Annotated in this window: 15 protein-coding genes and 2 pseudogenes; 12 read left to right on the top strand and 5 right to left on the bottom strand. The window is 41.4% G+C overall.

The genetic code is table 11. The features are described from left to right. The first annotated feature begins 147 nt into the window (after positions 1-147). Positions 148-1,521 carry a 1-acyl-sn-glycerol-3-phosphate acyltransferase gene (locus ACE3JL_RS10495; protein WP_271992225.1) on the top strand — a complete coding sequence of 458 codons (1,374 nt, stop codon included), beginning with the start codon at positions 148-150 and terminating at the stop codon, positions 1,519-1,521. Between the two features lie 226 nt (positions 1,522-1,747). On the opposite strand, the gene ACE3JL_RS10490 is transcribed toward ACE3JL_RS10495, so the two are convergent. From ACE3JL_RS10490 to ACE3JL_RS10480, 3 genes are read right to left on the bottom strand one after another with little or no spacing between them, the layout of a single operon-like run. Next, positions 1,748-1,957: a glycogen debranching protein gene (locus tag ACE3JL_RS10490; protein ID WP_271992226.1), complete on the bottom strand. Its 210-nt coding sequence runs from the start codon at positions 1,955-1,957 to the stop codon at positions 1,748-1,750. Between the two features lie 11 nt (positions 1,958-1,968). Further along, the gene (locus tag ACE3JL_RS10485; RefSeq protein ID WP_271992227.1) at positions 1,969-3,648 is read right to left on the bottom strand and encodes a glycosyltransferase family 39 protein; all 1,680 of its coding nucleotides are present in this window, start codon (positions 3,646-3,648) and stop codon (positions 1,969-1,971) included. A 1-nt stretch (position 3,649) separates the two neighbouring features. Continuing rightward, a complete protein-coding gene (locus ACE3JL_RS10480) occupies positions 3,650-4,225 on the bottom strand; it encodes a hypothetical protein (RefSeq protein ID WP_271992228.1) in 576 nt (191 codons plus the stop codon). 236 nt (positions 4,226-4,461) lie between these two features. Between ACE3JL_RS10480 and ACE3JL_RS10475 the strand changes: the two genes are divergently transcribed. Continuing rightward, positions 4,462-4,656: a hypothetical protein gene (locus tag ACE3JL_RS10475; RefSeq protein ID WP_002738625.1), complete on the top strand. Its 195-nt coding sequence runs from the start codon at positions 4,462-4,464 to the stop codon at positions 4,654-4,656. 149 nt (positions 4,657-4,805) lie between these two features. Here the strand turns inward: ACE3JL_RS10475 and ACE3JL_RS10470 are convergent, their stop codons facing one another. Continuing rightward, complete coding sequence (locus tag ACE3JL_RS10470; RefSeq protein ID WP_375329422.1) at positions 4,806-6,335, bottom strand: pyruvate kinase; 1,530 nt, start codon at positions 6,333-6,335, stop codon at positions 4,806-4,808. A gap of 1,185 nt (positions 6,336-7,520) precedes the next feature. On the opposite strand from ACE3JL_RS10470, the pseudogene ACE3JL_RS10465 reads away from it, so the two are divergent. From ACE3JL_RS10465 to ACE3JL_RS10420, 10 genes and pseudogenes are all read left to right on the top strand, one after another. Continuing rightward, positions 7,521-7,997, top strand: a pseudogene (locus ACE3JL_RS10465) (reverse transcriptase N-terminal domain-containing protein); the annotation flags it as partial. A gap of 195 nt (positions 7,998-8,192) precedes the next feature. Next, a pseudogene (locus ACE3JL_RS10460) lies at positions 8,193-9,485 on the top strand (group II intron reverse transcriptase); the annotation flags it as partial. Between the two features lie 349 nt (positions 9,486-9,834). Beyond that, positions 9,835-11,391 (top strand): pitrilysin family protein, encoded by a 1,557-nt coding sequence (locus ACE3JL_RS10455; RefSeq protein WP_271952969.1) that lies wholly within the window; start codon positions 9,835-9,837, stop codon positions 11,389-11,391. 4 nt (positions 11,392-11,395) lie between these two features. Then, positions 11,396-11,521, top strand: a complete 126-nt coding sequence (locus ACE3JL_RS10450) for a hypothetical protein (RefSeq protein ID WP_375329421.1) — start codon at positions 11,396-11,398, stop codon at positions 11,519-11,521. A 153-nt stretch (positions 11,522-11,674) separates the two neighbouring features. Continuing rightward, the gene (locus ACE3JL_RS10445) at positions 11,675-13,123 is read left to right on the top strand and encodes a M16 family metallopeptidase (protein ID WP_375329420.1); all 1,449 of its coding nucleotides are present in this window, start codon (positions 11,675-11,677) and stop codon (positions 13,121-13,123) included. Positions 13,124-13,196: 73 nt separating this feature from the next. Then, entirely contained in the window at positions 13,197-13,451 is a 255-nt protein-coding gene (locus ACE3JL_RS10440; protein ID WP_375329419.1) for a UPF0175 family protein, read from the top strand. Positions 13,452-13,867: 416 nt separating this feature from the next. Further along, positions 13,868-16,309, top strand: a complete 2,442-nt coding sequence (ppsA, locus tag ACE3JL_RS10435) for a phosphoenolpyruvate synthase (RefSeq protein WP_375329418.1) — start codon at positions 13,868-13,870, stop codon at positions 16,307-16,309. A 633-nt stretch (positions 16,310-16,942) separates the two neighbouring features. Then, positions 16,943-18,106: a WG repeat-containing protein gene (locus ACE3JL_RS10430; RefSeq protein WP_271992009.1), complete on the top strand. Its 1,164-nt coding sequence runs from the start codon at positions 16,943-16,945 to the stop codon at positions 18,104-18,106. 261 nt (positions 18,107-18,367) lie between these two features. Beyond that, on the top strand, positions 18,368-20,167 hold the full coding sequence (locus ACE3JL_RS10425; protein ID WP_375329417.1) for an acyl-CoA dehydrogenase family protein: 1,800 nt from the start codon (positions 18,368-18,370) through the stop codon (positions 20,165-20,167). Then, a complete protein-coding gene (locus tag ACE3JL_RS10420; RefSeq protein ID WP_271992012.1) occupies positions 20,145-20,507 on the top strand; it encodes an acyl carrier protein in 363 nt (120 codons plus the stop codon). Before ACE3JL_RS10425 ends, ACE3JL_RS10420 begins: the two co-directional genes overlap by 23 nt. Positions 20,508-20,791: 284 nt before the next feature. Here the strand turns inward: ACE3JL_RS10420 and ACE3JL_RS10415 are convergent, their stop codons facing one another. Next, positions 20,792-21,415 (bottom strand): heme-copper oxidase subunit III, encoded by a 624-nt coding sequence (locus ACE3JL_RS10415; protein ID WP_271949798.1) that lies wholly within the window; start codon positions 21,413-21,415, stop codon positions 20,792-20,794. Between the last annotated feature and the right edge of the window lie 71 nt (positions 21,416-21,486).

Raw genomic sequence — 21,486 nt, 5'->3', positions numbered from 1 at the left:
TAATTATTGGTCAGAGTTTTCTTGGATTCTTCCTTAAACAGTAAACAGTGAACTGAAAACTCAAATCTGATAACTGATAACTGATAACTGATAACTGATAACTGATAACTGTCTCAACTAGGAAATTTATTTGGCACGACTACTTATATGTCTAATCTATCTTTGGGCGCGCAACCCCCTCTGGAGTTTATCCCCCCTGACCTTAATCTCTTGCTTTTAAAGGGATGTCAAATCTTTTTACCTCTTTGGTTACAAACTCAAACCAACTTAAGAGAAATTTCTGCTGCCAATCTAGAAACTTTAATCACATTTTATCAAAAAAGTCAAGAGAAAAAAGTCCGTTTACTGCTTGCTTTTCGTCATCCCAGTATTAACGATCCCTACTGTATGGCCTATCTTTTGTGGAAATTAGTACCCAAAAAAGCCCAAGAGTTAGGAATAAAATTAAACAATCCAATTCACGCTCATTTTATGTACGATCGAGGGATTCCTTTATGGGCTGGAGAAAGGGTAGGATGGTTATATTCTAAATTAGGTGGCACACCAATTCAAAGGGGAAAAGCTGATTTAATCGGATTGCGATCAGCTCGTCGTTTATTATTAGAAGGAGATTATCCTTTAGCCGCTGCTCCAGAAGGGGCAACTAACGGACACAATGAGCTTGTCAGTGCTATTGAACCGGGTATTTCTCAATTGGCTTTTTGGGGTGTAGATGATGTCAAAAAAGCTAAACAACAGCAGGAAGTCATTATTTTACCCATTGGTATTCAGTATTTTTATCTGACTCCAGTATGGCAAAAAATTAAGGAGATTTTAACTAATTTAGAAACCGATAGCGGTTTAGCATCAATCCCAAATTCATCCCTAGAAGAAAAGGTTTTATATGATCGTCTCTTTCGGTTAGGAGAAAGATTATTATCCTTAATGGAGGATTTTTATCGGGATTTCTACTATCAATCTTTACCTGTAGTGCCTACTAATGGTGATGATCCAAATGAAACCCTAGCCAAACGTTTAGCCAATTTATTAGATGTGGCCCTACAAACCGTAGAAAAATATTTTAATGTTTCTCCTAATGGTAATGTGATTGATCGCTGTCGTCGTTTAGAACAAGCAGGATGGGAACGCATTTATCGGGAAGAATTAAAACCCACTCATTCTATTTCTCCCCTTGAATTAGGATTAGCCGATCGCCTTGCTGATGAAGCTAATTTAAAAATGTGGCACATGAGAATTGTGGAAAGTTTCGTCTCAGTAACTGGTTATTATGTCAAAGAAAAACCCACTGTAGAAAGATTTGCTGAGACAATTTTATTACTCTGGGATTTAGTGACAAGAATTAAGGGAGGTAATCCCTTTTTCCGTCCCCAAATTGGTCAACAAAAAGCTATAATAACTATTGGTAAACCTATTTCTGTATCCGAGCGCTATGCCGATTATAAAAGCGATCGACGCTCGGCCGTCGCCCGATTAACCCAAGATCTACAAACCAGTTTAGAAAGTTTAATTATTCATCAGTAGATAATTAAGTAGGCTCTACCGAATCTGTCATGCGAAAATATTAACAACTCATGCTTGTAGAGCTTGTACAGCAAGGCTTTGAGTTTTTGTTAGATTGATATTTATCGACTTTAGAGCATTGCTGGACAGAGAGGGAGCTTGGGGAATTTTCTACAGTGTAAGTTCGGAAGAACCATTAAGTGCCTAAGCAAAATTAATTAGGAAAAATATCAGGGAATAGTTATAGTTAATAACTTAACTTCAGGGCATTTACTGGTACATCATCCCAAGATTCTACGGTTCTTAAAACTGCTATCCATCCCGTTTCTTTTTGTTCGTCCGTAAGACTGGTTAACCAACTTTGATGACAATCTTTTGCCGCTTGTTCGTCTTGACAGGCAATACAAGCTTGTACTAAACCGCAGGGGTCGATCTGTTCATTTACCCAAATAATCATAGTTAATAGCCCTACTTAACTTTATTATTATACTCCATTGATCGCCCACAGAGAAACTTTTGATATTGATAACCTGTTACATAATTTGAGGATAGCTCTGAGAGTTGACAGTCCGAGCGCTCTATTGGGGAATGGAAATTAATTAACCATAATTCAAAAGGGTGAGAAGATGACAGATTAAAATTTGGCTTTTGTTCTGAGTTAACCAAGATAAATTTAGGGTTTTTATCGGGAAATCTTTGGTTAAATTCCCAAGCAATTCCCATCATTTCTCCCACCTGCACCAAACTTCTATAGCTAGTGGCAATTACTAACGGATAATGGCTATTATTTTCGATAGTGGTAACTAATTTATCTGGGCGATAATACTTACGATAGCCTAAATTAAAAGTAACGCTTAGGGAACTGACTAAAGCCATAATAAGGACAATAATTACTATTTTTTTCTGCTGCCTTTGCCAAAAATTATCTAATAAAATTGCCAGAATTAAAATTACCGATGGAAAGTAAACAAAACTATATCTAGCTCCCCGGGTAATATCGATCGAGAGCAGATAGGTGATCACAAAGAAAATGGCAATTGAACTGAGAAAAAATGCCGAGATAATGCCTAATTCTGGTTTATCGCAGTCTAGCCAAGCTGTTTTTAATTGTGGGATGATCCAGAGAAAAAAACCGATCATTATTGCCCCAGAAATCAAGATAATTATTAAAGATTCTGATTCAACGGGGAGCAGGGAAAGCATAGTGATTAATGTTCCCAGTAATTGAAAAAAGGGGCTAATTACTGCTAAAAAACTACCATTGTCTCTCTGAATCCAACCGGTCATCTGATTGCCATAATCTTTGGGTACAAAGGTGATAAACCAAATAATAATAAAGCTCAAGTTACCTAAAAAAACTAAACTTAAACGCCACCAATTAGTTATCCAAAAGTTTTTTTGTTTGATTTGCTTGAATAAAATCAATAATAAAGTTATCGCTTGTGCTAGAATAGTTAAACTAAAAAAATAGTGAACTAATAACCCTAAACAGTTGACAATTAACCAGAAAAAAACCAAAGTATTGGCTATTCTCTTACGGTGGATAATTTTGCTGCTTGCCCTCAGAAAACAGCCTAAAGATATAAGGACAAATACAACCGCTAAAGTATAATGACGCGCTTCTTGGGAGATAAAAACCGCGTAGGGAGAAACCGCCATTAACATTGCCGACAAAAAAGCGATCGAGACAGATTTAAAGACTAATTTACTGATAAAATAAATTAGAGGAATCGAAATAACTCCCCAAAATACTGCCAGCGATCGCATTCCTTCTAAAGATACATATTCTCCCCGATCAAAGAATAATTTATTCCAGAGATAGGCGAAAATAAAATATAAAGGTGGATGATTATCTTCCTGAATAACTAATTTAATTACATCGGCAATAGTTGCCTGATGGTTGCTCTGGAGAGGTGCTAATAAAGTGGTGAGGGAAATTATTTGATTTAACGGCACTATCTGGTAATTATTGCCAATACTAAAAACCATAGTGGCAAACTCATCCGTCCAGGGAGGTTTGCTCGTTAATTGTGTTAACCTAATAACCAGTCCCAAAATTATTACTAATCCTAACCAACAAAAATCAGACCAAGCTAACCGATCCTTGCCTTTTTGTTGTAGATTAGAAATGACTGTAGATAAATTCAATTTAATTGTTATCTCCAAAAGATTCGATTATTTTAACCGCTTCCGATGGGAAAATATCTTGACGGCAATTAGGATAATCATACTCCTCCCGGGCAATTAATGCCCCACTGAGACGATAAAAATATTCTCCCATTTTCATCCAATCGGAATACAAATCAGGTTCGGGGAATTGTTGCCTTAATTCCGAGTCTTTGGGTGTACCATAATTGAGCCAGTATCCTTCCCCAAATAGTGGAGAATTGAGCGCTAGGGTTCCCTCTAATTCTAAACCATCATCGCCCCCGGCGTTTTCGATTCCTTCCACCAAAAAACAGCTATTCTCGGCATTTTCAAAGAGGACTGCGTATCCTTTCCCCTCTTCTGCGAGGATTTTAATCTCGCTCAGATGAAATCCGGGGGGGATATAGTTAGGTAAAATAATCTTAGCATCTAGCGATCGCAGTTGTTGGCGTTGACTGGCGCTCAAAGTTGCCGTTTCTGCTCTCAAATATTGCCCATTGTCAATAATAACAATAGATAATCCTAAAACTAAAGGCCAGAAAAATTTTATGGTCATAATCGCTGTTTCTAGGGTCATATTCTGGAGAATATGTCAGTTTTTAGGGAATTTACTGATTATTTAACCAGATTGACGACGAATATTGCCCTTTTCCTGTTCCCGATTCCCTATTTACCGATTCTAATCGACAAAAAATCATAGCTTATCTGTGGATTCCACTTTTTTCCACTTCTGTCACCCGCAATTATGGGACTGACATCACCCCAAACCCTCTCGTATTCTAAGGTTATCGACAGGAAAGAGAGGTAACAACCATGTTAGTCAGCCACCAAAATCCAACTTTTGTCCGTAACTACTTAATCGCAGTTATCTCCGTGGTGATGATGGGTGTGGGAGTTGCCGATCTCGTCAATAATCCCTCTCGAATCGCTCAACAAAACCGTCTTGATGGTTATGGTCGCTATGTTAGCGCTGGTTTGGTTAGTGGTGCGGTCAATAATATGCGTTAATTTGCCTCTGATTCTCAATCCTGTTGAAAAGGTGTGGGGAATTATGAATTATGAATTATGAATTATGAATTATGAATTATGAACTGGGGAGAATAAATAAAAATAATCTCCTGAATACTGACTCCTGATAACTGATAACTGATAACTGCCTAAACCCAAGAATGGAGAGCGCGTAATTGCGGCGTTTTTTTAGCTTGGTGGGTCTGCATTCTTTGTAAAACATCATCGAGAATTGTCACCGCTTCCCGGATATATTCTCCCTTATTCAGCATGACACATTCGGCCCTTTCGGCCATAGCGGCATCGGTAATCTCGGCCCGGGACGGAATACTTTTCTTAACCAGATTTTCTAGAACTTGGGTAGCCCAAATTACGGGAATATGGGCTGCTTCGCATAACCAGAGAATTTCCTCTTGAATTTCTGCGAGTCTTTGATAGCCAATTTCTACAGCCAAATCACCCCGGGCAATCATCACCCCAAAAGGTTGTTTACCGGCAGCATGAATGATTAATTCTGGTAGATTTTTCACGGCTAAAGGTGTTTCTATTTTAGCCACAATTGCTTTTTGTCGCCAAGCATCCCCCAAACGACTTTGTAACTCTAGCTGTAGTGTCTCGATATCGCTGGCTTTCTGTACAAAAGAGTAACCGATAATATCGGCATTTTCGGCAATAAAATCTAAATCCTGCCGGTCTTTTGCAGTCAAAGGATCGATATTTAAGACGGTATCAGGGAAATTTAGACCTTTATCTGCTTTAAGTTTTTCCCCTTTCTCCCTAGCGTGGGTAATTTTTAGTAAAAGACCTTCCGGCATTATGGCAATAACTTCAGCCCCAATATGACCATCATCAATCCAAACTTTCGCCCCGACGGGAATTTGGGGAATAATTTCCGGTTGGGAACAATTAGCCTGAAAATACTGAGGATGGGCAGTATGGGGCGGTTGGGTGGTTAAGAGAAGAAAATCCCCTTGATATAATCTGGTTTGGGACTGGGGGGCTAAAATCTGCTCTAAACGGATTTTTGGGCCGGCTAAGTCCATATAAACTTTACAGGTATGTCCATTGACTAAATTTTCGGGATTTTTGACCGCCTCGCGGAGATTTTCAATCATTTCCTGCCACTCTTTCGGGCCATCATGGGCGCAATTAATGCGAATACAGTCCATCCCGCAACGCAGTAATTGAGCGATAAAATCGGGGTCGGTTGCCGCCTCCGTCGGCATTGTCACCATAATTCGCACTCGACGCTGGGGGGAAGGCAGACCGAAAACTTCGGCGCTATGGGAGGCTAAAAGTTGATCTCCTTGAAAAAATGCCTCTAAAGGGGGATGTTTGGGTAATAATGAGGATTCTTGATGACAAACCGCCCCTAAAGTGGCAATTACCGCATCAAGGGTCGGTAAAACTTTCGATTCAATCCGGCCCAGGGAAGATAATCCCCAGGGCATTAAAGCTAATTGTAAATGCCGGATATCTTCTTGTCTCAGGGCGAGATAATAGGCTAAATTACGGGTGCTAGGTTTAAAATTATCCTTTTCAATCAGGTTTTTCCACTGCTGCAATTTTTCCTCTCCTTCCACTGTCACAAAATGCCGTAACTTTTGCAGATGATGGAGGAGAGTTTGAGGGTAGGATAATTGTTCTCGTTTGAGTTGTTCTGAGAGAGTTAAAGACATAAAATTAAGTAAAAAGTAAAAATCGTCAATTATTAAGCCAATATTTGCCTAGAAAATGGTCACTTTCGCTGCTGATATTGGTTTTGGCTGGTTATGCGGTCAGTTCTCAGGTATAGTCTCTCTGTTTCTATACTAAGCAAATATGCTGTCTCTGGAAGTTAATTTTTGCTACGATTTGTGGCGGTTATCTTAACGGTGAGGTGGAAAGTTTTAGTTTTCGTTTTCTGTGGTCGTTGGTGGATACTAGAAAATCTAGGTTTATCGGTGAAAAATTATCGATAAGCTTCCCTGTCTTACGACTTTGATGTTATTAAAAATAATGCGGAGATTGGTTGAATAAATTATCTTTTTTGAGCTATATTAAGTAGGTAGGGTGCGAAACGTTTAGGCATGAAATAAGGAACCAAATGCCTGAAATAACCGCCTAGTAAGGTCTTCAGTCCCCTGACTGAATCCAACAGTTCAACTCTGACCAACCTTATAACTGTTTATATGTCCCGACGTTTAGTATCTAGCTGATACCAAACTAGGCAAGGGGACTCAAGGTCAATACACTTTGTAACAATCATTTACAAAGGTGAGAGTAACGGCGATAGCCACCCCCAGATTCAGAAGTCACAACTCTGGGACTGAAGCGGGGAACGGAAGGCTCCGATGTGTTACCTAACACCAGAAGCGAGACCACTGCCAACCATCCATGATTAGGCGTGAGCCAAATGTCCGACTTGAACCATCGTAATCAGTAAGCAGTGAAATAGGTTGACACACTACGTTCAAAAGAACAAGGGGAAAAGTAAGGGTTTTTGAATCCACACCCACACAGACCTTTAAAGTACCCCGATAGATAGGACAAATCTAAAGATGGAATGCCCATATAAACGGAACGTGATAAGCCCTTTCAGGCTCTGAGTATCGGTCGAAATACCCAGTAGTAATAAGTGTAAGCGCAAGCCTTTAAGGGTATGAGATGTAACCAAAAGCCAACGCCTGACAGTAATAGTCAGAATATGCTAACAGGCTTCGGCCGTGAGCTCAGGCTTCGACGGTGAGCTCAGCCGAACCGCCGAACGGTTACGGTTTGACTGTAAGGATAGAGCCTAGTAGGAGTCTATATGACGAAACACTTGAGAAGGTAAAGGATTCGGGAAACCGAAAACCACTAAGACTACGAATGTATGGAAAGCTATCAATTGGGGTAAAATCCAAAGATATGTTTTCAAGCTCCAAAAGAGAATATACCAAGCGGCTAAATCGGGACAGGATGCAAAGGTTAGAAGGTTGCAACGTCTATTGGTGAAATCATACTATGCTCGTCTAATAGCAGTACGCAAAGTAACCCAGGACAATCAAGGAAAGAAAACAGCAGGTGTCGATGGAATGATAGCAATATCCCCAGAACAAAGGCTAAATCTAACCGAAGAAGTCAAGGGAACACTTAAAGCAAAACCGTTAAGAAGGGTATGGATTCCTAAACCAGGTAGGGATGAAAAACGTCCCTTAGGAATACCAACTATCAAAGACAGAGCCAGATAAGCGTTGGTTAAGTCGGCACTCGAACCAGAATGGGAATCAAAAATGGAAGGAACCAGCTACGGTTTTCGACCCGGAAAGTCTGCCCATGACGCAATATCAAGGATATACCTTAGCATTAATAAAAGTAGCTACTTTGGGTTCTTCGTTACTTGGTATGGTTTGATAGGGGGGCATAAATCAACTAAATCCTGATCTGGCAAGAGACTTAATTGATTAGTTCGTTCTAGATCGAAAACAATTGACAAAAATTGCCAAATGTCTTTCTATATAAGGGTTACATCTATTATAACCCCCGTCCATTGCATAACACAAACCGAGGAACCCTACTTTGTATTAGATGCCGATATTGCCAAGTGTTTTGACCGAATTAATCACGACTTTTTACTGTCCAAAATTCCTTGTTCAAGTTCCTTGAAAAGAGATATTAAACAATGGCTCAAAGCAGGAGTATTGGATAACGGCGTATTTGAAGAAACAAAAACAGGGACACCACAAGGAGGGGTAATAAGTCCACTACTAGCCAACATCGCACTGGATGGAATGGCAAGATTAATTGAAACACTATTCCCCAAAAAGAAAAATAGGAATCAAGCTGTTTTAATAAGATACGCCGATGACTTCGTAGTGATTTCACCATCACTCGAAATCATCGAACAGTGCCAAACTGCCATTTCTGAATGGCTAAAGCCTATTGGATTAGAACTCAAACCAGAAAAAACTAGAGTGTGTCATACAATCAAACCCATTGAATATAATGGGAAAACGGAAGAACCCGGTTTTGACTTTCTAGGTTTCAATATCAGGCAATACCCAGCAGGAAAATACAAAGCAGGTAAAATAACGAAAGGAATACCTAAAACATTCCTAACCCACATTAAACCTAGCCAAAAAGCAGTTAAAGCCCACACAGAAGCGATTAAAGGTGTAATCAAAAAACACAAAACAGCACCTCAATCAGCCCTGATTAGCCAACTAAATCCAGTCATTAGAGGTTGGGCTAACTACTACTCAGGAGCAGTATCTAAAGATACCTTCAATAAACTAGACTACACAATCTGGTTAATGTTAAGGGCATGGACAGTATCAAGATGCGGTAAAGCGAACTACAAAAAGCTGAGAAACTACTTTAGACCGAGTACAGTTAAACTCAGCAATGGGAAAGAAAGACAAGAATCTTGGTTATTTCAAACCAAAGATGGTGTCCATTTATGGAAACATAATTGGACACCAATTGTCAGACATACCCTAGTACGCGCCGACGCTTCACCTTACGACGGAAATTGGACTTACTGGGCGACCAGACGAGGACAAGCAATTGACACACCTACGAGAGTAGCCAAACTACTTAAGAAGCAACAAGGCAAGTGTAACCGATGTGGACAATATTTCACCCCATCGGATTTAATTGAAGTTGACCACATTCACCCTCTAAGCTTAGGCGGAAAGGATGAATATTAAAACCTTCAATTACTACACCGCCACTGTCACGATGATAAATCGGCAACTGATGGAAACCTTAAATCATCTACATTAACATCATCAGAGGTTAATATAGACAATACAAGGACAACCAAAAGAAGTCAAGCTGTATCCTTAACAAAGGAACAATCAAACTAGGAGCCGTGTGAGGTGAAAGTCTCATGCACGGTTCTGAATGGGAGGGGAGGTCGGTGACGACCTTCTCGACCCCTAATCAATGAAATGACAACTGATAACTGATTACTGTTTACTGATAACTGAAAAGCCCCCATTGCCACTTCCCCACTTCCCCACTTCCCCTCTTGCCGCTCCCTTATCTCGACTCCCAACTCATAATTTATAATTCATAATTCTCACACCCCACTTCCCAATTCATAATTTATAATTCATAATTCACAATTCCCACTCCCCCTGTCCTAACAATCGACTGCTAAGATCGAACAGAGTGATCGATCTCTCGCTCCCACGATACCTGATAAAACTATCTATGATCATTAAAAATAATCCCTATTATCGGGCTGTAATTGGCTTTTGGGTCGCTTTCGTTGTGTTTTGGGGTTTTGGGAGTTTCTCACCCCTTCTTGCCCAAGCGAAAGAGCAACCAGCCGATGTACAATCGATTACCCCCTACCTTAAGCAATTTCAACAAAAAATTACCGAATTTCGCCTCGACAACGGACTAAAATTCATTATCCTAGAAAATCGCGATGCTCCGGTTATTTCCTTTGTCACCTACGCGGATGTGGGGGGTGCCGATGAACCGGACGGTAAAACAGGAGTTGCCCACTTTTTGGAACATTTAGCCTTTAAAGGCACAAAAACCATCGGTACTACCGATTATCTTAGCGAGAAAAAAGTCCTCGATCGCCTTGAAGCTATAGACAAAGAACTGCAAGCGGCCAAAAAAGCGGGTAAAAGCGCAGAAGTGGCTAAATTAACGGAAGAATTTCAACAAGCGAAGGCAGAGTCCGAGAAATTCGTCCAACGCAACGAATACGGGCAAATCGTCGAAACTCAGGGAGGAGTCGGTTTAAATGCCACCACTTCCAGCGATGCAACTAGCTATTTTTACAGCTTCCCGTCGAATAAATTGGAATTATGGATGTCTTTGGAATCGGAAAGATTTTTAGAGCCGGTGTTCCAACGGGAATTTTACAAAGAAAAAGACGTAATTCTGGAAGAAAGACGGATGCGGACGGATAATAGCCCCTTGGGTCTATTAATCGAAGCTTTTCTCGATCAAGCTTATACTGTCCATCCCTACAAACGTCCCGTTATCGGCTACGATCGAGATATTCGCAATCTGGAACCCTCAGATATCCAAAACTTTTTCGATAAATTTTATCCTGCCAGTAATTTAACCATAGCTATCGCCGGAGATGTGGACCCAGAACAGGTCAAACAGTTAGCTAAGGTTTATTTTGGTCGTTTTCCCGCTAAACCGAAACCCCCACAGGTGAAAGTAGTGGAACCGAACCAAACCAAAACAAAGGAAATTACCCTAAAATTAGCCTCGCAGCCTTGGTATTTAGAAGGATACCATCGTCCCGCCCTCAATCATCCCGATCATGCGGTTTACGAGGTTATTGCCACTTTAATGAGTGAAGGAAGAACTTCGCGACTGTATAAAGCTTTAGTGGAGGACAAACAACTTGCCCTCGCTGCCCAGGGATTTAACGGCTTTCCGGGGGATAAATACCCGAATTTGCTGTTATTCTATGCTCTCAGCGCTCCTAATGTCAGCCTGGAGCAAGTAGCGCAGGGTTTGAATTTGGAATTGGAAAGATTGAAAAATGAACCGGTTTCGGAACAGGAATTAGAACGGGTTAAAAATCAACTACGGGCAGCCCTATTAAGAGGTCTTGATTCTAACATGGGCATGGCGCGATCCTTGATTGAATACGAGGTAAAAACCGGCGATTGGCGTAATTTATTCGCCCAATTAGATGCTTATAATGCTGTCACGGCTGCCGATATTCAACGGGTGGCTAAAGAGACTTTTACCCCCGAAAATCGCACTATTGGCCGAATTTTACCAAAATAGATAGATGGGGAAGTGGGGGAAGTGGGGAAGTGGGGGAAGTGGGGAAGTGGGGAAGTGGGGGAAGTGGGGAAGTGGGGAAGTGGGGAAATGGGGAAATGGGGAAATTTTAGGTAAAACCCCAACACCCTAAAACCCCAACACCCTAAAACCCCAACACCCCAACACCCTAAAACCCCAACACCCCAACACCCTAACACCCTAACACCCTAAAACCCCAACACCCCAACACCCTAACACCCCAACACCTAACACCTAAAACCGAAAACCTAAAATAAATATAATCATGAAAAAACGCTTACAATGGCTAGGTTTAATCCTGCTCACCCTGATAGGTGTCCTAGCTTTTCGTTCCCCGGCAATTGCCCAAACCCCGCGACATTTTACCGATTTAACTTTTCCTCCCCTTCCTGAAGTTACAGTTCCCCAATACGAGCGCTATCAACTAGATAATGGTATGGTGGTTTATTTAGTGGAGGATCGCAGCTTACCTTTAGTAAGTGGTACGGCGATGATTCGGACGGGAGGAAGATTAGAATCCGGGGAAAAAGTCGGATTAGCCGATATTACTGGAACCGTGCTGCGTAGTGGTGGCACAGAAAACCATCCTTCTGCTGTCTTAAATCAGTTATTAGAACAAAGAGCAGCCCTAGTAGAAACCTCGATCGATCTTAACGCTGGAACTGCTAGTTTTAGCGCTCTTAGTGAAGATTTAGAAACCGTTTTTAATCTCTTTGCTGAGGTTTTGCGTTCCCCAGCTTTTGAAAATCAGAGAGTGGAATTAGCCAAAGTTCAGGAAAAAGGAGCAATTGCTCGACGTAATGATGATCCCGATGATATTGCTAGTCGAGAGTTTAAAAAGCTAGTCTATGGTGATAATAGCCCCTACGCTCGTACTGTAGAATATAGCACTTTAGCTAATATTGACCGTCAGGATTTAATTGATTTTTATCGTACCTATGTCCGTCCCGACCAAATAATTTTAGGAATTGTCGGTGATTTTGATTCTCAGTCGATGAAAGCATTAATCAATAAGACTTTTGGCGATTGGAAAAATCCCGCCACTGCCACTAAAATTGTCACCCCTTCGGCAACCCAAAAAAATCTTCAAGGTGTCTTTGTTGTCAATCAACCCCAATTAACCCAGAGTACGGTTTTATTAGGTCATCTTGGGGGTCGTTTGGATAGTCCCGACTATCCCGCTTTAACGGTATTAAATGAGATTTTAAGCGGTTTTGGTGGCCGTTTATTTAATGAAGTGCGCTCCCGTCAAGGATTAGCTTATTCTGTCTATGGTGTCTGGAATAGTCGTTATGATTATCCCGGTTTATTTATTGCCGGAGGTCAAACTCGCACCGATGCTACCGTACCTTTTATTAAGGCAATTTTAGGCGAAATCGAGCGACTTCGCAATCAACCCGTTACTGCCAAAGAATTAGAAGACGCTAAAAATGCTATTCTCAATTCTTTTGTTTTTAAGTTTGAGAAACCTGGTCAAAATTTATCGCGATTGATGACCTATGAATACTATGGTTATCCCCAAGATTTTATCTTCCGTTATCAACAAGCGGTAAAAGGGGTGACAATTGCCGATATTCAACGAGTGGCCCGACAATATCTACAACCGAATCAAATTGTGACTCTTGTGGTGGGTAATGAACAGGAAATTCAACCTCCCTTATCCAGTTTGGGAACTACGGTTAAAACTGTTGATGTCACCATCACACAACTATAAATAAGTCTAGGTTGGATTGATCTAAAATAGGTGAAATCCAACCTAAAAAAATGAGATAAATATAGCAGGAGATATGACTTTACAACTCACCATAAATTATCCTGAAAATTTACCCGACTTTCTTCAAAAAACACGAGAAGAATTCGAGAGAGAAGCAACTTGGGCTATGGTAGTAAAACTCTTTGAGATGAAACGTATTTCATCGGGTATGGCTGCCAATTTATTAGGAGTGGATAGGGTTAATTTTTTATTGAGATTGACCGATTTTGGCGTAGGGATGATTGACTTAACAGAAGAAGAACTATTATCAGACCTTGCAAATGCCTAAAACTGGCTCTCCCAAGTTTGGTGGGTAAAATGTATTCTAAGATATATTCCTCCTAGCGAGGGGGTGGAACGAACCACAAAGACACAAAGGACACAAAGAAAGATCAAACGATCCTATGTAAGTTAAAACTATCACACAGAACCTAGAAGAGCCAAATGGGTAAAACCCTACACCCTATACCCCATACTCTGCCCCCATGAGAAACTTTTTCAGCAGACCCTAAATAATCGAGTCACTCTCTCAACTAAATTATTAATTTTTGTGTTAAGTACCTAGACAATTAAACTCTTTAGAGATAGGGTGATCGTGGCTGAGTTGGCCATTATAGAGTTTTGTAAATAAATATCAAACTCAAGGATTTTTGAAGATGGTATGTCGCTAAACTGAAAGTATAGAGTACAGAGGTAAAAATACTTATGATGCTACTACAAGATGTTGCGAGAACCTCTAGAGAACAAGCATTAATTCTGTGGTTTGAAGAAGTGGACAGCAAAGATGTGGGGTTAGTCGGTGGGAAAAACTCCTCCTTAGGCGAAATGATCCAACAATTAACCCCAAAAGGGATTAATGTCCCCACAGGATTCGCCACCACCGCTTACGCTTACCGTCACTTTGTCGAAAAAGCCGGACTAGACGCACAATTAAGACAAATTTTCCAAGATTTAGACGAAAACGATGTGCAGAACTTGCAGGAAAAAGGTAAACAAGCACGCACATTAATCCTCAATACACCGTTCCCCGATGATTTAAGTCATGCGATCGCTATTGCCTATCGCCGACTCTGTGAACGTTATGGCGATGATCTCTATCATTCCATCGATGTGGCCGTTCGATCGAGCGCCACTGCCGAAGACTTACCAGAAGCGAGTTTTGCCGGACAACAGGAAACCTATCTCAACGTGCAAGGAGTGAGGGGAGTTTTAGAAGCTTGTCATAAATGTTTTGCCTCTTTATTCACCGATCGCGCTATTTCCTACCGTCATCATAACGGTTTCGATCACTTTTCCGTCGCCCTTTCCGTCGGTGTCCAAAAAATGGTGCGTTCAGATCTAGCCACCTCCGGGGTGATGTTTTCCATCGATACGGAAACAGGGTTCAAAAATGCCGCTTTAATCACGGCAGCCTACGGTTTAGGGGAAAATGTCGTGCAGGGTGCTGTTAACCCCGACGAATATCTAGTTTTTAAACCGACTCTTAAAAACGGTTACAAACCCATCCTCGAAAAACGCCTCGGCAGTAAAGCGATCAAAATGATCTACGATGATGGAGGATCGCGTCTAACCAAGAATATCCGAGTTAACAAGCTAGAACAGGATCAATTCTGCATTAATGACCAAGAAATCCTCACTTTAGCCCGTTGGACGACCCAAATCGAGGAACATTACTCGCAAGTGCGCGGAACCTACACCCCCATGGACATCGAATGGGCAAAAGATGGGATCACGGGAGAACTGTTTATCGTTCAGGCCCGTCCAGAAACCGTACAATCGCAAAAAGCCGCTAATATCCTTAAATCCTACGAGATTAAGCAAAGAAGTCAAGTTTTAGCGGTGGGACGGAGTGTAGGTGCGGCAATCGGTCAAGGAAAAGCCAGAGTCATCCTCAGTGTAGATAAAATCAACAACTTTAAACCGGGAGAAGTTCTCGTCACCAATCGCACGGATCCCGACTGGGAACCGATTATGAAACAAGCAAGCGCGATCGTTACTAATCAAGGTGGTCGTACTTGCCATGCCGCTATTATCGCGCGAGAAATGGGTATTCCGGCGATCGTGGGTTGCAATAATGCCACGGAAACGATTAAAACCGGTCAGGAAGTCACCGTTTGCTGTGCGGAGGGGGATGAAGGGAAAGTTTACCTCGGATTGCTACCCTTTGAAATTCTCGAAACTCCCCTGGATAATTTGCCGCAAACTCGGACAAAAATCCTCATGAATATCGGTAATCCTGAAAAAGCCTTCGCTTTTGCCGATATTCCTGCCCAAGGGGTCGGTTTAGCCCGTCTAGAGTTTATTATCGCTAACCATATTCAGGCCCACCCCAGCGCTTTGTTGAAATTCCAGGAACTGGAAGAAGGGGACGTAAAAGACCAAATCGCCGAATTAACCAAACACTACGAGGATAAACCCCAATTTTTCGTCGATAAATTGGCCCGGGGAATTGCCATGATTGCAGCCGCATTCTACCCCAAAGATGTAATTGTGCGGATGTCCGATTTTAAATCCAATGAATACGCTAATTTATTGGGTGGCAAACCCTTTGAACCCAAGGAAGAAAACCCGATGATCGGTTGGCGCGGCGCTTCCCGTTATACTGATCCTAATTATCGCGAGGCTTTCGCTTTGGAATGTCGGGCGCTGAAAATGGTCCGGGAAGAAATGGGATTAACTAATGTGATTCCGATGATTCCTTTCTGTCGTACCCCCGAAGAAGGGATGAGAGTCCTCGAAGAAATGGCGAAAAATGGTCTCGAACGCGGGGTTGATGGTTTGCAAGTTTATGTGATGTGTGAGTTACCAAGTAATGTAATTCTTGCCGACCAATTTGCTCAGGTGTTTGACGGATTTTCGATCGGTTCTAATGATTTGACCCAATTAACCCTAGGATTAGATCGGGATTCTGCCCTAGTTGCCCATCTTTTTGATGAACGGAATGAGGGAGTTAAACGCATGGTGAAAATGGCCATTGAAACCGCTAAAGCTCATAATCGCAAAATCGGTATCTGTGGTCAAGCCCCCAGTGATTACCCCGAATTTGCTCAATTTTTAGTGGAATTAGGCATCGATTCTATCAGTCTTAATCCTGATTCCGTCCTCAAAACCTTATTGATGGTGGCAGCAGTGGAGAAAGAACAATAGTTTAGTGATAAAGGTGGGCAAGTCCCACCTTTTTTATACTGGTATGTTGACAATATTAATCGATTCTATTTAATTGCTAATTATTATATATAGCGCTTCCTGTTCGCAAGAGGTACATGATCGGCTAGAGTACGAGAAAGAGTCCGCGAAAGAACCAGTAGAGTCCACGAAAGAACAAGCGAGGACAAGCAAAATTCATGAGAGAGAGAGAGAATGTGTTACCAACTCCTAAAAGATAGGAATTGGTAACAGGGTTATGAAACGGTTGACGAGTATGAAGAAAACAAAAAAAGGTTTGATTATTGTGAGTCGGAATGGGGTAAATAAAAGTAACACCGTGTAAATAATCCAGGCTCTTCGGGAATTGTTATGCAAATAAGTAGTCCCTTTCAACATATACTCTCATTTCAAGTTAGCCATGAAGGCATCTAAGATATTAATTATACCGCTCCCTGCGGTGGAGCCACCTCCTCTGTCCTACTATCCCACCTCGAAGGGTTCGACACTCCCTCAATAAAACCCAATACCGCACTGTATGCTTTAATCACTATCGGCGCTTAGGTACTTATGAAGTATGGCATTGATATTCTCGATTTTAATTAAAATGACTATAGTTATGAATCGTGAAATGTCATGTTAAAAAATGTTAAGCCTTCCTTCCGATTGTTGTTGACAGCCTTATTGTTAACTATTATTTATTCTTTTTTCTCACCTGCGACAACGAACGTGCCAACACCGCAGCCAATAAATTGGAAAATTGTCATTGCTCCACAGTTTGATGATGCTGAATCTTTTTCGGAAGGATTAGCTAAAGTAGGAATTGGGAAATCATTTGTAGATAACACTTATGATTTCCAAGATGTAGATAACTATGGTTATATTGACTTAACAGGTAAAATAGTAATTCCTCTCCAATTTAAACAAGCAGGGTATTTTTCATCAGGTTTGGCTTGGATTGGTATAGATTCTGATGGGAATGGAATTGTAGAGCGCTATGGTTACATAGACAAAACAGGAAAAACTGTAATTGAGCCACAATTTGAGCAAGCTGGTAACTTTTCATCGGGATTAGCACCGATTAAAATTAATAATAAATGGGGCTATATTAACAAGCAAGGAAAAATAATAATTTCTCCTCAGTTTGATTCAGCATCAGAATTTGCTCAAGGGTTAGCTGTGGTAGGAAAAGAGACTGAAGACCCAGATTATTCTTACCAACAAAAGTACGGTTATATTAACCAAAAAGGAGAGCTAGTTCTTCCTTTTAAATTCTCCATTGCTTATAACTTTTCTGAAGACTTAGCCGCTGCACAATCTCAATCTGGTAATGGATATATTAATCAACAAGGCAAATTTGTCATTAATCATCCTGATTTTGATACTTTTGTTTCGGGAAATTTCTCATCAGGATTAGCCTCTGTAGAACTGAATGGGGGGCAATGCTCGGCTGTCAATTATTGCGATTATAGCTATATTAATAAAACTGGGGATGTAGTCATTAAATCGCCCAAAGATGATCCAGAAGATGATATAGATTTCACAGGGGCGCAGAGTTTTTCTGAAGGTTTAGCTACTGTAGCCACCAGTGGTGGAGGTAGAGATGCCGGCGGCTGGTATCCTGCTACTAATTGGGGTTATCTCGACAGAAACGGCAAATTTATTATTTCTCCCCAATTTGATCATGCGGGCAGTTTTGCTGAAGGTCTAGCACCAGTAAAAATTGAAGGGAAGTACGGTTATATTTCTCTTGGGGCAAGAATTATCAAAAATAAGGGGACTTACCCATTGACAAATTAGTAAAATACTCTATTAATAAAAAGTTTCCTCCACCCCCTTAACTAAAGCGGTTTAATCACCTCAATTGGGGCATAATTAGCACAGAAGACGGTCTAGCACCCTACCCAACTGGTTTCTAGCACATTTAAGGTAAAGGGGAAATTAAAAATTGTTGCTATCGTCGAGCCAAACGTCTAGAATGGTCATTAATTTTTGTGCATGGTCGGGTCTTCTAACCGAAGGCATTGACGAAAAACACATTGTATCTGTCCTAGAGGCACTATGAAAAAGCTTAAGCAATACTGGACTGCTCAAGCACTGGAAAAAGACTTAGGTGATCCTCTCAATCCCGATAACCCTCTATCCTACAAGCGGGTGATCGAAATTGACGAGAGCGAAGAATTTCCCCACGAGGAAATTCGCTGGTTATACGACTGGAAACTCCAACACTACTACATTCCCACCGATTGCGGCGGTGAATTCACCTCTTTTGAAGAATTTGTCGCTTTTGTGCGGGTACTGTCTCGACGGGATCAAACTATCGGCATCGCTTTTACCACCCTATTCTGGTCGTTTTTAAACTGGATGGCGGGAACCCCAGAACAGAAACAGAAGCTCGCCCGTTTTATCATGGATGACTATGGAGCGCTCTGTCTGGGTTACTCGGAAAAGGAACACGGCAGCGATCTGATCAATGGTGATCTGACTGCGACGAAGGTGGAAGGAGGTTATATTCTCAATGGGGAGAAATGGCCGATTAACCGGGCGACCATCTCTGGAATTTCCTTTATTTTGGCGAAAACCGATGCTAACGGCGGGCCGAAGTGTTTAACCCTATTTATGGTGGATAAACGGCAATTAGACCCCGAAAAATACTATAATTTGCCGAAAATATACACCCATGGTGTGCGGGCCTCGGATATGAGTGGCATTGGTTTTAAAGATTGTTTCGTCCCCGATTCCATGCGTTTACGGGAGGAGGGAGACGGTTTAGAATTAGCCCTGAAAGGTTTCCAGATTACCCGAATGTTGTGCGCTGCTTTTTCCCACGGGGCAGCCGATACCGCTTTAAGAACTACCCTCGGTTTTGCCGTTAATCGGGTAATTTATAACAAAAATGTGATGGATTTGCCCCAACCCCGGCGCACTCTCGTGGATGCTTTCCTTGACATCCTTATTTGTGATTGCGAGACGATTCCGGCTGCGAGAGGTTTTCATATTATTCCCGAACAGTTTAGCGTCTGGGCTTCGGTGGTAAAATATTTTGTTACTGTCCGTCTGGAGGAGATGGTTAATAGTGTTTATGTGGTCTTGGGATCGCGTTTTTATATGCGAGAAGAACACGAATTCGGCATCTTCCAGAAGCTATTGCGGGATAATTCGATTATCAGTATGTTTGACGGCAGTTCGATCGTCAATCTTCATGCTTTAATCCTACAATTGCGTCCTTTAACCAAATATCGGGCTAAACGCAACTCGCGCACCATGTCGGCGTTAAAAAGCCGTTTAGAGGCGATTTTTAGCCTAGAAAAGTCAGTTCCTCCCTTTGAACCCAATAATTTAGAATTATTTGGCCGGGGAATCGATGATTCCCTGCAAGGTTTAGAGATTGCCCTTGATATGCTGGAAGGATTGAAAAATTCTGACGAAATCGACCCAGAGATATTAGAAAATCTATTGATCTTGGGTAATTTAGTTTTAGAGGAACTAAATGCTCACGATGAACAGATTAGTCAATCGAAATTCGAGTATGGTCACGACCAATCACCCGAATTGTTCGAGATTGCCAAGAAATACTGTACTTTACACGCCGCTGCTGCTTGTTTACACACTTGGCTTTATAATCGTTCTATTCTGGGTGAATTTTTTGCCCGGGGGGAATGGTTGCTGTTGAGTTTACACCGATTACTGCGAACTCTGCGGCCGCTGCCTTACACTTTATCTGAGGTGTATGTAGAAAATGTTGCCCAAGAATTGCTGAAATTATATCAAAAAAATCAACATTTTTCGATCGTGCCTTTTCAATTAGCCCATTCACAAACTACCGAGGAAAAAACCCATGAACTCCAACTCCAATCTTAATAATTTGGTACAAAATTGGTTAGTTAAACAGTTAGCTGATCAGTTATCTTTGGATGCTAAAACAATTAATGTGACTGAACCTTTAACCCGTTATGGTTTAGATTCGATCGATGCAGTAACGATGGTGGGTGATCTGGAAGATTGGGTCGGTCAAGAGTTACCTTCTACGCTTTTCTGGGATTATTCTACTATTGAAAAAGCCTCTCTTTTCCTAGTAGAAAACTACGATCTTTCTAATCTTTCCGGTGAGGAACCCCCCGCAGAAGTTGCTCCCGTCCCTGAAAAAGCTGAACCGGCCGTTAGTGGTGGCAAAGGTTGGAGTTTATTCGGTCGTCGTTAATTATCAGTTATCAGTTATCAGTTATCAGTTATCAGTTACTCGCTTATCAGTTACGGCATTTCTCTTAAAAATGAAGTATAACCTATAATACTAAATCTGGTTATTAAAGACTGATTATTTATTCCCCTTTTTGCATGAGTGCATGAGCAGAAAACGGGTTTCTCGGACAAACCCGTTTTCTGTGCGTTACTCAACGGATTTAGTATAAGATAACGGCTGTAAATTGAAATATACAAAAAAGGGCGATCAAGCGATCGCCCTTTTCTGCTACTAAATAACAAAAATTAGCGTAAGATATACACCAGTAAAAACAGGATAATCCAGACCACATCGACGAAATGCCAGTATAATTCTGCCGCTTCCACACCAAAATGAGATTGACTAGAATAGTGATCTTTTTGACGAGAACGCCAGAGGACAGATAGAATTAGCACTAAACCGAAAGTAACGTGGAGACCGTGGAATCCAGTTAAGGCATAAAAAGCGCTGGTGAAAACATTAGTTGTCAGACCGAATTCAGCGTGATAATATTCGTATCCTTGACCACAAAGGAAGATAATTCCCATCAGGGCAGTAATACCGAACCACAATTGTAAACCGGCATTATTATTTTGTTTAATCGCCTTTTGTCCTATGTGCATAACAAAACTACTGGACACCAGAATAATTGTGTTAATTGTCGGTAGGGTTAATTCTAATTCGGGCGTGCCGGCGGGGGGCCAAACGGGTAACATGGTACGGTAGAACAAGAAAGCGGCAAATAAACCCAAAAAGATGGAACTTTCCGCCACTAGAAACAAAACTATACCGAATAAGCGATGATCCGGGTGGCCATGATGTCCGTGTTCCACCGTTTCCTGATGATAATTGACAGAGATTTGAGAATCTTCGAGCGTTGAACCTTGCATGATTGAATGTCCTTAGTTTACACGGGAGACGGGAAGCTTTTTTTCAGTGATCAGTGGGAAGTGGGAAGCTT

Origin of the sequence: Microcystis sp. BLCC-F210 (genome assembly GCF_042134685.1) — a bacterium.
Classification (GTDB): Bacteria; Cyanobacteriota; Cyanobacteriia; order Cyanobacteriales; family Microcystaceae; genus Microcystis; species Microcystis aeruginosa_D.
This window is presented reverse-complemented; position numbering and strand designations above follow the sequence as displayed.

Excerpts from the sequence above, each read along its gene's own strand:
- ACE3JL_RS10420 (WP_271992012.1), top strand. The coding sequence starts at position 20,145 with ATGAACTCCAACTCCAATCTTAATAATTTGGTACAAAATTGGTTAGTT.
- ACE3JL_RS10450 (WP_375329421.1), top strand. The coding sequence starts at position 11,396 with ATGGGGAAGTGGGGGAAGTGGGGAAGTGGGGGAAGTGGGGAAGTGGGG.
- ACE3JL_RS10475 (WP_002738625.1), top strand. The coding sequence starts at position 4,462 with ATGTTAGTCAGCCACCAAAATCCAACTTTTGTCCGTAACTACTTAATC.
- ACE3JL_RS10490 (WP_271992226.1), bottom strand. The coding sequence starts at position 1,957 with ATGATTATTTGGGTAAATGAACAGATCGACCCCTGCGGTTTAGTACAA.
- ACE3JL_RS10415 (WP_271949798.1), bottom strand. The coding sequence starts at position 21,415 with ATGCAAGGTTCAACGCTCGAAGATTCTCAAATCTCTGTCAATTATCAT.
- ACE3JL_RS10455 (WP_271952969.1), top strand. The coding sequence starts at position 9,835 with ATGATCATTAAAAATAATCCCTATTATCGGGCTGTAATTGGCTTTTGG.
- ACE3JL_RS10440 (WP_375329419.1), top strand. The coding sequence starts at position 13,197 with ATGACTTTACAACTCACCATAAATTATCCTGAAAATTTACCCGACTTT.
- ppsA (WP_375329418.1), top strand. The coding sequence starts at position 13,868 with ATGATGCTACTACAAGATGTTGCGAGAACCTCTAGAGAACAAGCATTA.
- ACE3JL_RS10470 (WP_375329422.1), bottom strand. The coding sequence starts at position 6,335 with ATGTCTTTAACTCTCTCAGAACAACTCAAACGAGAACAATTATCCTAC.
- ACE3JL_RS10480 (WP_271992228.1), bottom strand. The coding sequence starts at position 4,225 with ATGACCCTAGAAACAGCGATTATGACCATAAAATTTTTCTGGCCTTTA.
- ACE3JL_RS10445 (WP_375329420.1), top strand. The coding sequence starts at position 11,675 with ATGAAAAAACGCTTACAATGGCTAGGTTTAATCCTGCTCACCCTGATA.
- ACE3JL_RS10430 (WP_271992009.1), top strand. The coding sequence starts at position 16,943 with ATGTTAAAAAATGTTAAGCCTTCCTTCCGATTGTTGTTGACAGCCTTA.
- ACE3JL_RS10425 (WP_375329417.1), top strand. The coding sequence starts at position 18,368 with ATGAAAAAGCTTAAGCAATACTGGACTGCTCAAGCACTGGAAAAAGAC.
- ACE3JL_RS10495 (WP_271992225.1), top strand. The coding sequence starts at position 148 with ATGTCTAATCTATCTTTGGGCGCGCAACCCCCTCTGGAGTTTATCCCC.